Origin of the sequence: Bacillus cabrialesii (assembly GCF_004124315.2) — a bacterium.
Taxonomy (GTDB): Bacteria; Bacillota; Bacilli; order Bacillales; family Bacillaceae; genus Bacillus; species Bacillus cabrialesii.
This window is the reverse complement of the sequence record NZ_CP096889.1, coordinates 3,588,885-3,602,703: the sequence shown is the minus strand read 5'-3', so window position 1 is coordinate 3,602,703 and position 13,819 is coordinate 3,588,885. Positions and strand designations below refer to the sequence as shown.

Genomic DNA, 13,819 nt, shown 5'->3' with positions numbered 1-13,819 from the left:
TCCTTAGTCGTTGACACTATTAAAAGGAAGCAAAAAGGAAAGAGCTTTTATACAGAGGAGCAGAAAAAAGTAATGATTGAAAACACTGTGATTAAATGTATTTTGAAAAGCTTGAAAAACAATTTAGGAAAACTTGAATTGTTGATCTCAATTGATTCAGAACAACAATTTTTAGAGGATCATCAGTTATTTTTAAAGCTGAAAGAGAGACGCTCTGGAACAGAATCTGAGTTTTCGCTTCAAAACACTGGCTCATTAGAGTATAAAGCTGATGTGAATATTCATGTTTTTCCTATTCCTGTGGAAATGGGACAAACATATGACTTTTATGTTGAATTTCGAAACAAATATGATGTGGAGCAGGAACCATTATTGAAGCGTCTTTCTGCTGAAGTGGATTCAATAGAGCGAGCTTATCACGTTGATCAAACCACAGAACTTTTAATTTTACCATATACAACTGATAAAGGCAATTTTTCTATTAAGGTGAAAAGAGAATCTAAAATCATTAGGTTTAATCAAATTGAGATTAACTCTGAGGAAATAACAATAGCAGGCTATGCGGGTTACCTGAGTTCTGAAAATCAATACCGGATAAAAGACTTGAACCTCATTTTGAAAAAAGGCGGAGAAACGCCTGTTGAGGAAAAGTTTCCAATCCAGATTGAAAGAAAAAATCAAGGGCTTGAAAACATGAGAGCAGACGGTTTTGTCCCGGAATTGTATGATTTTGAAGTGAAAGTGCCTTTGAAAGAAATTCCTTTCTCAAATGAAAAACGTTATGTTTATCGTCTTTTTATGGAATATATATGCATTGACGATGAAGGAACGGATATTCAGTTTAACAGCACTGCTCTTGTTCTAGGAGATCGAAAAAACAAATTAAAAGGACTAGTAAGTGTTATAAAAACAAACAACGCACCAGTTCGTTACGAGGTCTTTAAGAAAAAGAAAAAGCAGACTCTAGGTATCAGAGTAAACGACTACAGCCTTAAGACAAGGATTAAATACTTTGTTAAAGGAAAGAAGAAGAGATTAGTATCAAAAATAAAAAAGATCGCGAAAATGAGAAACAAGTTTATCACTAAAACATACAAATCACTATTCGTGATGGCAAGCAGAATGCCAGTTAAAAGGAAAACAGTCATTTTTGAAAGTTTTAATGGGAAACAATACAGTTGTAATCCGAGAGCGATTTATGAATATATGCGGGAAAACCACCCTGAGTATAAAATGTACTGGAGTGTAAATAAACAATATTCAGCGCCATTTGACGAAAAGGGAATTCCTTATATTAGTCGTCTTTCGATAAAATGGCTATTCGCTATGGCTAGAGCTGAGTACTGGGTTGTTAACAGCAGGCTTCCGTTGTGGATTCCAAAACCTAAGCACACAACATATTTACAAACATGGCATGGCACGCCATTAAAAAGGCTTGCAATGGATATGGATGAAGTCCATATGCCTGGTACGAATACCAAAAAATATAAAAAGAATTTTATCAAAGAAGCTTCTAATTGGGATTACTTGGTTTCGCCAAATGGCTATTCAACTGAGATCTTCGCACGGGCGTTTCAGTTTAATAAAACAATGATTGAGTCTGGATATCCTAGAAACGATTTTCTTCACAATGATAATAACAAAGAAACAATATCATTGATAAAGCGCAGATTAAATATTCCTAGTGATAAAAAGGTCATTTTATATGCTCCTACATGGAGAGATGATCAGTTTTATGCAAAAGGGCGTTATAAGTTCGACCTCGATTTAGACTTGCATCAGCTTAGACAAGAACTTGGAAATGAGTATATTGTGATCTTAAGAATGCATTATCTGGTAGCTGAGAATTTTGATTTGGGGCCTTTTGAGGGATTTGCATTTGATTTTTCTGCTTATGAGGATATTCGAGAATTGTATATGGTTTCTGATTTGCTGATTACTGATTATTCTTCAGTATTCTTTGATTTTGCAAATTTAAAACGTCCAATGCTTTTCTTTGTCCCTGACATCGAAACCTACCGTGATAAGTTGCGTGGTTTTTATTTTGATTTTGAAAAAGAAGCTCCTGGTCCATTGGTGAAAACTACTGAAGAAACGATTAAGGCTATCAAGCAGATCTCATCGCCTGATTATAAGCTTCCGGTTTCTTTTGGTCCTTTTTATGATAAGTTTTGCTATTTAGAGTCAGGACATTCATCGGAAAAGGTTGTTAAAACTGTATTTAAAGCTGAATGATTTCCTATATTATGTAAAATGTATAGCTGTCGATATTTCGGCAGCTTTTTAGATACTTTGTTGAGAAGTGAAAAAAAATGCAGGATCTGTTACAATAATCAGCGGTGCTTTCAAATTTTTAAAACCGAAAGATTCCCAAAAACAACTAAGTCTAAGGAAGATAAAAAATGAATGATTTGTTGCGAATACTCAGAGAGCAAATAACGTCATTTCCTTTAATTTTGAGATTGGCGGCTTATGAAACCAAGTCTAAATATCAAATGAATTATTTAGGTGTCTTATGGCAGTTTTTAAACCCGCTTATCCAAATGCTGGCCTACTGGTTCGTATTTGGTATGGGGATTAGAAAAGGTGGTCCTGTTACAACCGGAGCGGGCGAAGTGCCTTTTATTATTTGGATGCTGGCAGGATTAATCCCATGGTTTTTTATCAGTCCAACTATACTTGATGGTTCAAACAGTGTTTTTAAGCGCATTAATATGGTGGCTAAAATGAACTTTCCGATTAGTTCTCTACCATCCGTGGCCATTGCATCTAACTTATTTAGTTATATTATCATGATGGTGATTTATATCGTTGTACTACTAGTTAATGGTGTTTTCCCGAGTGTGCATTGGTTACAATATATTTATTACTTCATCTGTATGATTGCTTTTATGTTTTCGTTTAGTTTGTTTAATTCAACGATCAGTGTACTGATTAGAGATTATCAATTTTTGCTGCAGGCCGTAACAAGACTTTTGTTTTTCTTGTTGCCAATTTTTTGGGATGTTAATGCGAAACTCGGTCATAGCCATCCCGAATTAGTGCCTATTCTGAAGCTGAATCCACTATTCTACATTATCGATGGGTTCCGCAACAGCTTCTTAGACGGCCAATGGTTTTTCCAAGATATGAAGTACACACTGTATTTCTGGCTAATGACATTCCTTTTATTGTTAGTAGGTTCTATCCTGCATATGAAATTCAGAGACAAGTTTGTTGACTTTCTTTAATACGTAAGGAGATTGTACGATGAAACTAAAAGTTTCGTTTCGAAATGTTTCAAAGCAGTATCATTTGTATAAAAAACAATCGGACAAGATTAAAGGATTGTTTTTTCCGGCTAAGGATAATGGTTTTTTTGCTGTGCGGAATGTCTCCTTTGACGTGTATGAGGGAGAAACAATCGGCTTTGTGGGGATAAACGGGTCAGGGAAATCGACTATGTCTAACCTGCTGGCTAAAATTATTCCGCCGACCAGCGGTGAAATTGAAATGAACGGCCAGCCGTCGCTGATTGCGATTGCGGCCGGTTTAAATAATCAATTAACGGGCCGGGACAATGTCCGGCTCAAGTGTTTGATGATGGGGTTAACCAATAAAGAAATTGATGATATGTATGACAGCATTGTGGAATTTGCCGAGATTGGCGATTTTATTAATCAGCCGGTTAAAAACTATTCCAGCGGCATGAAGTCGCGTCTTGGTTTCGCGATTTCCGTGCATATTGACCCTGATATCTTAATTATTGACGAAGCGCTCTCCGTAGGGGACCAAACGTTTTATCAGAAGTGTGTAGACAGAATAAATGAGTTTAAAAAGCAAGGGAAAACCATTTTCTTTGTCAGCCACTCTATCGGCCAGATTGAAAAGATGTGTGACCGCGTCGCTTGGATGCACTACGGCGAGCTTCGTATGTTTGATGAAACAAAAACAGTTGTGAAAGAGTATAAAGCGTTTATTGACTGGTTTAATAAGCTCTCCAAAAAAGAAAAAGAGACATATAAAAAAGAGCAAACGGAAGAGCGGAAGAAAGAAGATCCTGAAGCGTTTGCCCGTTTCCGCAAAAAGAAGAAACAGCCGAAATCACTGGCTAATGCCATTCAAATTGCTATTTTGTCTGTTCTGACTGTCCTCATGGCGGGAACGATGTTCTTTAATGCCCCGCTTCGTACAATTGCTTCGTTTGGCGCGATTCCGCAAAATGAAGTGAAAAACCATCATGGTGATGCAAAAGGCAAGACAGAGGAGCGCTTAACCGCAGTCAATAAGCAAGGGTTTATTGCAGCTGAAAAAGCATCTGTTTATAAGAATCAAGATTTGAAAAAGAAGGCTGACGTTACACTGCCATTCGGTACGAAAGTGACGGTAGCTGCAAAAGGCAAACAAGCAGCGAAAATAAAGTTTGACGGGCACTCTTATTATGTGAAACAGAGCGCTGTCGCAACGAACGTGAAACATGCTGAATTGCGGGCTGCTGCGTTTACGCCTTATGTCCCGCAAGCCGCAGCGGCTTCCTATGAATACTTCCTGAAATTCCTTGGAGACAGCAGCACCAGCATTCAATCTAAATTGAATGGTTATACTGAAGGAAATACGGATGACGGCAGAAAAACGCTGAATTTTGATTATGAAAAAATCAGTTATGTGCTGGAGAATGATAAGGCATCAGAGCTTATCTTCCATAGCATTTCTTCTGTTACGCCGGCGTCATTGTCTTTAAGTGACAGCGATGTTTTGTATGACAGCAGCAAGGATCGTTTTCTTGTGAATACAGCTGATCAGGTCTTCGCAGTTGATAATGAAGAGCATACACTGACCTTGATGTCGAAATAAAAAAGGCTATTGGATGAATGTCCAATAGCCTTTTTGTTTAGATTTCTTCTTTGTTTAGCAAACCTTCCATAAATGGAACGAGCTGCTCGCGAAGCTCTTTATCCTGCATCGCAAACTCAAGAGTTGTTGTGATAAAGCCAAGCTTTTCACCAACATCATAGCGCTTGCCTTCAAAATCGTAAGCAAACACTCTTTGGATTTCATTCAGCTTTTGAATGGCGTCTGTCAGCTGAATTTCTCCGCCTGCGCCAACTTGCTGTTCTTCTAAGTACATGAAAATCTCAGGCGTGAATACGTAGCGTCCTAAGATAGCAAGGTTAGAAGGTGCGGTGCCTTTAGCCGGCTTCTCAACGAAGTTTTTCACCTGATACCGGCGGCCTTCACTTGTCAGCGGGTCGATAATGCCGTAGCGGTGTGTTTCTTCTTCAGGAACTTGCTGAACACCGATAATAGAAGATAGTGTTTTTTCGTATTCATCCATTAATTGGCGCAATCCTGGTGTTTCTGCTTGAACAATATCGTCTCCAAGCAGAACCGCAAATGGCTCATCGCCGATAAAGTTGTGTGCGCACCAGACAGCGTGTCCGAGTCCTTTAGGCTCCTTTTGGCGGATATAGTGAATGTCAGCCAGATTAGAAGCTTTTTTCACTTTCTCAAGAAGCTCGGTTTTCCCTTTAACTAATTAATTTATGGGTTTCGTTTGTATCGTATCAACCCTCCTTTTCATCTATATTTCTATAAAAACACGTCTCATTCATATAGTTTGATTAAAGCCTCTTAGCCTGAAAACATTTTGCTCTATCTTACCACAAAAATCTAGGAACTTTTTATTACAATTCCTTCACGTTTTGACGATGAATTAATATGAGGAGGGTGTATAGAATAAATGACACAGCGGAAAGAAAATCATTTCACTTAAAAACGCGACAAAAGAATCGATTTTTCCGAAATAGAAAACTTGTTATAATGTGTATAGACAAGATATTTGACCTGTAAAAAATATACATCAATACAACGGTGATACCAAAAAATACTGGTGATTGACATTTTTAAAGAGCCTTAACTTTTATAGGAACTTATGCTATTATTGTTCATTATTAATGGTACGTAAAAAAATATGTCGAAATGATAAACAATCTGTTAAAGTTTTTGGTTTTTTGCTGGTACTCTCAGTTGAAAACGATTGGAAGGTGATGTTATCTCATGAATAAAGTGATAACGTATGGAACATTGATTTATTTCACTACGGACATATGAAGCTGCTGGAAAGAGCAAAAAATCTGGGTAATTACTTACGTAGGATTGTCTACAGATGAATTTAATTTGATAGCATCTTCTTATGAACATCGGAAATTTATTTAGAAACAATCGATTTTGTTAATGAAGTTATTACTGAAAAAAACTAGGAAAAAATTCGGATATTCAAAAGTAGATAGATTTGTCATCGGTGAAAACTGGAAAGGGAAATTTGATTTTTAAAGGAAGTATTGTGAGGTCATTTATCTTCCGAGAACAGAAAGCATCCCAACTACCCCAAATCAAAAAGGCATGGCTATTTTAAGCACTAACTAAAAGAGGCTTGAAGTAATTCAGTTGCTTCTTTTTTTCTTGTTTGCACAAATAAAAATTATTTACTCTTTAACAAGTTCCTGATGAAATCTTTTATTTTAAAAAATACAGAAGTTTATTAGTTAGGGCTTACTTATAAAAACAGTAAAAGAGTTTTACATAATCCTTATAAGATTCATAACTATGAGGATTTTTATAATAAGTTTCGCGATTTAGAAGATGGCAAGGCTTCTAAAAGAGTAATTGAAACGATCCTTTAACTTCTAAATAAAGAGGTACTAACATGTTTTCTATAATAATGCCAATATATAATTCTGAGAATTATTTAAGAAACTCAATAGAGAGTGTCATTAACCAGTCAATTGGATTTAAGGGAAATATAGAACTGATATTAATAGATGATGGCAGTGTTGACAGCAGTCCTGAAATTTGTGAATCCTTTAAAAATCTATATCCTAATAATATTAAAATCATGAAAATTGAAAATTCCGGGCCTTCTGCAGCAAGAAATTGTGGGTTATCAAATGTAAGTGAAAAATCTAAATTCATTGGTTTTCTTGATTCTGACGATGAATTCTCTCAAAATGCGCTGGAAAGTGTTTATGAATTTTTTTGTGATTTCAAAGATGTAAATATTGCAGTATTACCTGTTTATTACACAGGTGAAAAAGAAGGCGAACATAAGTTAAATAATAAATTTGAAAAAGGAACAAGAGTGATAAATATTCTCAACGATTATAAAGCTATTCATTTTTATATTGGCGGCACTTTTTACAGAAGACATACACTAAAGAGTTCCGCCCTGTTTGATGAATCTATAAAGTTTTGGGAAGACGCAATTTTTTTTAACCAGTTATTGCTGAAAGAAAAAAAATACGGAGCAGTTGCAGAAGGAAAGTATTTTTATAGAAAACGAAAAGAACAGAACTCATTAGTTGATCGTTCATGGTTTAATAAAAAAAGGTACACATATTTGTTGAATGCATGTTACATGACTTTGTTGATGGATTCAATAAAAAAATATGATATAGTTCTGCCTTATTTGCAATTTTTAATTGTATATCATATAAAACTGTTTTTATATCCGAATTATAGAGATATCTATAAGTCTGTTTTAAACCAACAAGAACAAAAAGATTTTGTTGATGATTTTATTAAAATTTTAAGATTTATTGAACCGCAATTTATAAAAGAACAAGATATGCCCATATACTATAAAGAATTTATGTATTACTTATTAGAAGCTAATATAGAAGCTCTTGAAAATATAAAAAAAGAAAGAGTACTGCAAAGTTCATGTACTGTTACTTCAACAAAAATAAAAGGGCTTAAACTCGAATTAACAGGACACTTTATAAACCAGTATTATGAGATGCAAGAAAATGATGGTGTTTATATAAAATATTTTAATAGATTAAAAAAATGCGAACGAAAAGAACTGAAAAAAACAATTGAAGTATGGGGATATAAATTAAGAGATTTTAGATATGCTGGCTTTGTTGTTGAAATACCGATTTGGGCCTTTGCATTTGACTTTGTTCTAAAAACACCAAATGATATTTTAGAACTTAACCATGTAAACATTTTTAAAAGTTTGATGAAAAAAGTAGTTTTTAAAAATTAGGTAAGGAATGCTTTTAATACATTTTACTAAACTAATCATGTTTTTTCGGAAATTTAGCACTCTCTTTGTTTTTCACTTTTATTTACCCGAATTCATATTTCATATAAACATTTTGTTAGGAGTAATCTTTTATGGACGAAAAGAGTTTTAACTATGATTTCAGTGTTATAATGCCGATTTATAATGTTGAGTTATATCTGACCGATGCTATAGAAAGTGTCATTAACCAGACTATAGGTTTTGAGAATATTCAATTAATACTTGTGAATGATGATAGCCCTGATAAAAGTGAGATCATTTGTAAAGAATATGCTCAAAAATATCCGAATAATATTGTGTATGTAAAGAAACAGAATGGCGGAGTGAGCAGTGCGCGAAATTACGGATTAAATTATGCTGAAGGCAGGTATATTCAATTTTTAGATCCGGATGACTTAGTTTCAGAAGAAACATTCGAAAATGTTTTAAACTTCTTTAATCAATATAAGAATGAAATTGATATAGTAGCAATCCCTATTTTTTTTGAAGAAGGAAGAACCGGAGAACATAATCTAAATAATAAGTTTTCCTCTACAAGAATATTGGATGTGGAAAAAGAACCACATCATATATTAACTCATTGTTGTTCTACATTTATAAAAAAAGAAGCTTTAAAAAATATCAGGTTTGATGAAAACTGTAAAATAGGTGAAGATGCCAAACTAGTTAATTTAATTATATCGCAAAAGAAAAAATATGGTCTGGTTAAGGAGGCAAAATACCACTATAGAGTTAGAGAAGATGGATCTTCTGCCATGCAGACTGCTAAAGCAAATAAGAATTGGTTTAACCATTCACTTATAACATTTTCTAAGAATTTAATTGACATCACAAAGAACCAAGAACAGAAGATACCTTTGTTTCTTCAATATATGGTTATGCATGATTTGAAGTGGAAATTATTGATTAAGGATATTAGTGAAACACCATTAGATGAAAATGAATACCGCGAATTTTTAACGTTGATTCGAGAAGTATTGTCGTATATTGACGACGATGTCATCATTGAAACAAAAAGTGTAAGTCATTTTTATCTATACCATGCTTTAAAAATAAAACATGGTGAAAATTATAGTAGGTATGTATATGAAAGAGAAACTGAACAGGATTATTATTTATACAGAGAAGGAAAAATTGTTTCGAAATTATCGAATCAAACTCTAACTATTGAGATTTTAGAAGAAAATGAGAATTCTATTCACATAGAAGGTTTTTGGAGCTCTCTTTTTGATTCTAAAGGTTTTAATTTTTATGCTAAAATTGGAGATGTAAAGATAAAAGCAAAGAATATAAAAAGACGGCATAATGATTATATTAGTTTAGGAGAAGTAATAAAAAAATATCCTGGTTTTTCTATAGATATTCCCAAAAGCTATCTTGCAGACAATCATCATATTGAATTTTTCATAACTAAAGGTAAAAAAAGAAAAATGGCAAAGCTTCGCTTCTTTAAGTTCTCGGGTTTGTCAAATGATCTATTTAATTCTTATGCGGCTAAAAAAGATAACATCTTTTATTACAATTATAAAAAATTAATGTTCGAACAAAACAATGTTAAAAATAGATTTATAAAAGAGTTTCGTTTCTTAAAATCCCTTAATAAAATAGGGGGGAAATCAAAGAAACGAAAATCAGCTATTAAAAAGGCTATGCTTGCTAGGGTGGCACATCATGTTTTCACTATTTTCAATAGAAAACCAGTATGGTTATTCATAGACAGACAGGATAAAGCTGATGATAATGCCGAGCACCTTTATAAATATGCCATCAGCAAGAATGATGGGGTAAAAAAATACTTTATAATAAAAAAGGATAGCAAAGATTACGACCGAATTAAAAAATACGGAAAAGTTATACCATACAGATCTCTTAGACATAAAATTTTGACCTTATCATCTTCCAAGGTAATATCGACACATGCAGATATATGGGTTGTAAATCCATTTTTCAATATGGAGATTTATTTTAGAGATTTATTTAATTTTCAATTTGTCTTTTTACAGCACGGAATAACAATGGCTGATCATTCCGAATGGTTAAATAAATACAGTAAGAATATCAAATTATTAGTCACTTCAGCGAAACATGAATATCGGTCTATTGTGAAAGGGAATTACAATTATAAAAAAGAAAATATCTTTTTGGGTGGATTTCCGAGATACGATAATCTTAAGAAAAGTGAAGGGGAAAAGCAGCTTCTAATAATGCCTACTTGGAGAAAGGATATAGTATTACCGAAAGATCAGGCAAAAGGAGTAAGACCGTACAATCCGAAATTTAAAGACAGTGAATACTTTGCTAGATATAATGCCTTGATTAATGATGAGCGGCTAATCGAATTTGCTAAGAATAATAATTATAAGATAACTTTTTTCCCGCACCCGGACATTCAACAACAAATGGTAGATTTTGAAAAGCATGAGTATGTAGAGTTTGCCGACTATAACAGCAGCTATCAAATGTTATTTAATTCTTCTAATATAATGATTACTGATTTTTCATCTGTTGCGTTTGATTTTGCGTACGAGAAAAAGCCTGTAATCTACTATCAATATGAGAAGTCATATCATTTTAAACTAGATTACTATGATTATAAGAAAATGGGTTTTGGTGATGTAATAGAAGATCATAATAGCTTAGTTGATAAAGTTATCTATTATATAAAAAATAATAGTCGTATGGAAGATAAGTATAGAAAAAGAGTGGATAACTTTTTTGCATATACTGATAAAAATAATAGGAATCGGATTTATAATGCAATTTTGCAATTAGACAATAGTAAAATTACTAAATGAGCATAGAATTGATCTTTAATGACACTTTAAAATTATGGGAGAAGTTCTGCGGGACTTCTCTTTACTTTTTAAAAACTCAACATCTGTTACAATATTCACCGGTGCTTTCAAATTTCTTTAACCGAAAGATCCAAAAAATCATTTAATTTATATTGGTATATTATGTAATTTTTTATTTCCTATCATTCAAATGCTGGCTTACTGGTTTGTATTTGGAATGTGCAACTGCAAGCCGGTCATAACAGGTATCGAAGAAGTGCCTTTTATCGTTTGGAAGCTGGCTGGTTTAATTCCGTGGTTTTTTATTAGCCGGACAATTCTTGATGCATCCAACAACGTATTTAAAGGGATTAATATGGTAGCCAAAATGAACTTTCCGATCAGTTCACTGCCTTCTGTTGTAATTGCATCAAATTTAGTTATTTTGTAATGATGGTTGATTAGTCATCGTTCTTTTAGCAAGCGGTGTTTACTTAGCTTGCATTGGATACAATATAATTACTATTTAATCTGCATGATTGTATTTATGTTTTCATTTTGTTTGTTTAACTCTACAATCAGTGTACTTGTCAGGATTATCAATTTTTGCGGCAGGCCGTTGATCAGGTCTTCGTAAACTGACCTTGATATCGAAATAAAAAAAGGCTATTGGATGAATGTCCAATAGCCTTTTTGTTTAGATTTCTTCTTTGTTTAGCAAACCTTCCATAAATGGAACGAGCTGCTCGCGAAGCTCTTTATCCTGCATCGCAAACTCAAGAGTTGTTGTGATAAAGCCAAGCTTTTCACCAACATCATAGCGCTTGCCTTCAAAATCGTAAGCGAATACTCTTTGGATTTCATTCAGCTTTTGAATGGCGTCTGTCAGCTGAATTTCTCCGCCTGCGCCAACTTGCTGTTCTTCTAAGTACATGAAAATCTCAGGCGTGAATACGTAACGTCCTAAGATGGCAAGGTTAGAAGGTGCGGTGCCTTTAGGCGGCTTCTCAACGAAGTTTTTCACCTGATACCGGCGGCCTTCACTTGTCAGCGGGTCGATAATGCCGTAGCGGTGTGTTTCATCTTCAGGCACTTGCTGAACACCGATAATAGAAGATAGTGTTTTTTCGTATTCATCCATTAATTGGCGCAATCCTGGTGTTTCTGCTTGAACAATATCGTCTCCAAGCAGAACCGCAAATGGCTCATCGCCGATAAAGTTGCGCGCGCACCAGACAGCATGTCCGAGTCCTTTAGGCTCCTTTTGGCGGATATAGTGAATGTCAGCCAGGTTAGAAGCTTTTTTCACTTTTTCAAGAAGCTCAGTTTTTCCTTTTTCTTCAAGGTTTCTTTCAAGCTCAGGAGAGTAATCAAAATGATCCTCAATTGCGCGCTTACTTTTTCCTGTTACGATAATAATATCCTCAATACCGGCCTCAACAGCTTCTTCAATTATGTATTGAATGGTTGGCTTATCAACAATAGGAAGCATTTCTTTCGGCATTGCTTTTGTCGCCGGGAGAAAACGTGTTCCTAAGCCTGCCGCTGGAATTATGGCTTTACGTACTTTTTTCATTTAAAGGCACCTTCCTTATGATCGAAAAAATTTATGGTTAAACTATTCTCTATTTACCCTTTTAATTATGGTTTTACACATTTTTATGATATAGGATAAACCATTTTTAAACAAGCTTTATCCTTAATATTAAAATTTATATAATTTTATTTGAAACAAGAATGAAATGATTTAAAATGATACATTTTCATGTAGAATATGTAGTATGAATTTATTTACTATAGCAGAAAACCAGGTGACAAATATGAAAAAACTAAAAGTCATGACTGTCTTCGGGACAAGGCCTGAAGCGATCAAGATGGCACCGCTTGTGCTTGAACTGAAAAAATATCCTGAAATAGAATCCTATGTGACGGTCACTGCCCAGCACAGACAAATGCTCGATCAGGTGTTAGAGGCGTTTCACATCAAGCCTGATTTCGATTTGAACATTATGAAGGAGCGGCAGACGCTGGCAGAGATTACGTCCAACGCACTTGTGAAATTGGATGAGCTGTTTAAAGATATCAAACCTGATATTGTGCTGGTCCATGGTGATACGACAACGACGTTTGCCGGAAGTCTAGCCGCTTTTTATCATCAAATTGCCGTCGGCCATGTCGAGGCCGGGCTCCGTACAGGGAATAAGTATTCACCGTTTCCTGAAGAGCTCAACCGCCAGATGACCGGGGCGATTGCTGATTTGCATTTTGCGCCGACAGGCCAGGCAAAAGACAATTTATTAAAAGAAAATAAAAAGGCTGATTCTATTTTTGTGACAGGAAATACAGCGATTGACGCGCTACGCACAACGGTGAGGGAGGGCTATTCACATTCTGTTTTCGAACAGGTGGGCGAGGATAAGATGATTCTGCTGACCGCGCACCGCCGGGAAAATTTGGGTGAGCCAATGGAAAACATGTTCAAGGCCATCCGCAGAATTGTTGAGGAGTTTAACGATGTACAGGTCGTTTACCCTGTGCACTTGAATCCTGTTGTCAGGGAAGCGGCTCAGAAGCATTTTGGCGATTCGGACAGAGTGCATCTGATTGAACCTTTAGAAGTGATTGATTTCCATAACTTCGCGGCAAAATCGCATTTCATTTTGACAGATTCGGGCGGGGTTCAGGAGGAAGCGCCATCTCTCGGGAAACCGGTGCTTGTGCTGCGCGATACGACGGAACGTCCTGAAGGAGTGGAAGCGGGAACGCTGAAACTTGCGGGGACGGATGAGGAAACCATTTATCAGCTGGCAAAACAGCTGTTAACCGATGGTGAAGAGTACAAGAAAATGTCCTACGCTTCTAATCCATATGGCGATGGAGAGGCCTCCCGCCGGATTGTGGAAGAATTACTGTTTCATTACGGATATCGGAAAGAGCATCCGGATTCATTTACAGGCAAATAAAAAAGAAGCTTTGCACA

Annotated in this window: 8 protein-coding genes and 2 pseudogenes; 7 read left to right on the top strand and 3 right to left on the bottom strand. The window is 35.2% G+C overall.

The features are described 5' to 3' along the window. The first annotated feature begins 72 nt into the window (after positions 1-72). The 3 genes from tagF to tagH all read left to right on the top strand — a co-directional run bounded on the left by tagF (position 73) and on the right by tagH (position 4,833). Entirely contained in the window at positions 73-2,235 is a 2,163-nt protein-coding gene (tagF, locus tag EFK13_RS18385; RefSeq protein WP_240034936.1) for a teichoic acid poly(glycerol phosphate) polymerase, read from the top strand. 167 nt (positions 2,236-2,402) lie between these two features. Next, positions 2,403-3,230, top strand: coding sequence for a teichoic acids export ABC transporter permease subunit TagG (gene tagG / locus EFK13_RS18380; protein ID WP_129507413.1), 828 nt, complete (start codon positions 2,403-2,405; stop codon positions 3,228-3,230). A 19-nt stretch (positions 3,231-3,249) separates the two neighbouring features. Next, positions 3,250-4,833 carry a teichoic acids export ABC transporter ATP-binding subunit TagH gene (gene tagH / locus EFK13_RS18375; protein ID WP_129507414.1) on the top strand — a complete coding sequence of 528 codons (1,584 nt, stop codon included), beginning with the start codon at positions 3,250-3,252 and terminating at the stop codon, positions 4,831-4,833. A gap of 37 nt (positions 4,834-4,870) precedes the next feature. Here the strand turns inward: tagH and EFK13_RS18370 are convergent. Further along, positions 4,871-5,509: pseudogene (locus tag EFK13_RS18370) on the bottom strand (UTP--glucose-1-phosphate uridylyltransferase); the annotation flags it as partial. Positions 5,510-6,036: 527 nt separating this feature from the next. Here EFK13_RS18370 and EFK13_RS18365 point away from each other — a divergent pair. The 3 genes and pseudogenes from EFK13_RS18365 (at position 6,037) to ggaB (ending at position 10,860) form a co-directional block, all read left to right on the top strand. Further along, positions 6,037-6,405 (top strand): annotated as a pseudogene (locus EFK13_RS18365) (adenylyltransferase/cytidyltransferase family protein). Positions 6,406-6,685: 280 nt separating this feature from the next. Then, entirely contained in the window at positions 6,686-8,026 is a 1,341-nt protein-coding gene (locus EFK13_RS18360) for a glycosyltransferase family 2 protein (RefSeq protein ID WP_129507423.1), read from the top strand. Between the two features lie 131 nt (positions 8,027-8,157). Then, positions 8,158-10,860, top strand: a complete 2,703-nt coding sequence (gene ggaB / locus EFK13_RS18355) for a poly(glucosyl N-acetylgalactosamine 1-phosphate) glucosyltransferase (protein WP_129507424.1) — start codon at positions 8,158-8,160, stop codon at positions 10,858-10,860. Between the two features lie 198 nt (positions 10,861-11,058). Here ggaB and EFK13_RS18350 read toward each other — a convergent pair whose 3' ends face one another. Together EFK13_RS18350 and galU are read right to left on the bottom strand one after the other, a co-directional pair. Then, complete coding sequence (locus EFK13_RS18350) at positions 11,059-11,226, bottom strand: hypothetical protein (protein ID WP_129507425.1); 168 nt, start codon at positions 11,224-11,226, stop codon at positions 11,059-11,061. Between the two features lie 310 nt (positions 11,227-11,536). Continuing rightward, positions 11,537-12,415 (bottom strand): UTP--glucose-1-phosphate uridylyltransferase GalU, encoded by an 879-nt coding sequence (galU, locus tag EFK13_RS18345; protein ID WP_129507426.1) that lies wholly within the window; start codon positions 12,413-12,415, stop codon positions 11,537-11,539. A 244-nt stretch (positions 12,416-12,659) separates the two neighbouring features. Here galU and wecB point away from each other — a divergent pair, with 244 nt between their 5' ends. Next, on the top strand, positions 12,660-13,802 hold the full coding sequence (wecB, locus tag EFK13_RS18340; RefSeq protein WP_129507427.1) for a non-hydrolyzing UDP-N-acetylglucosamine 2-epimerase: 1,143 nt from the start codon (positions 12,660-12,662) through the stop codon (positions 13,800-13,802). Positions 13,803-13,819 lie beyond the last annotated feature (17 nt).

What these genes read in the sequence shown, in the direction of transcription:
- tagF (WP_240034936.1), top strand. Translation starts at nt 73, where the DNA reads ATGATTGAAAACACTGTGATTAAATGTATTTTGAAAAGCTTGAAAAAC.
- tagG (WP_129507413.1), top strand. Translation starts at nt 2,403, where the DNA reads ATGAATGATTTGTTGCGAATACTCAGAGAGCAAATAACGTCATTTCCT.
- tagH (WP_129507414.1), top strand. Translation starts at nt 3,250, where the DNA reads ATGAAACTAAAAGTTTCGTTTCGAAATGTTTCAAAGCAGTATCATTTG.
- EFK13_RS18360 (WP_129507423.1), top strand. Translation starts at nt 6,686, where the DNA reads ATGTTTTCTATAATAATGCCAATATATAATTCTGAGAATTATTTAAGA.
- ggaB (WP_129507424.1), top strand. Translation starts at nt 8,158, where the DNA reads ATGGACGAAAAGAGTTTTAACTATGATTTCAGTGTTATAATGCCGATT.
- galU (WP_129507426.1), bottom strand. Translation starts at nt 12,415, where the DNA reads ATGAAAAAAGTACGTAAAGCCATAATTCCAGCGGCAGGCTTAGGAACA.
- wecB (WP_129507427.1), top strand. Translation starts at nt 12,660, where the DNA reads ATGAAAAAACTAAAAGTCATGACTGTCTTCGGGACAAGGCCTGAAGCG.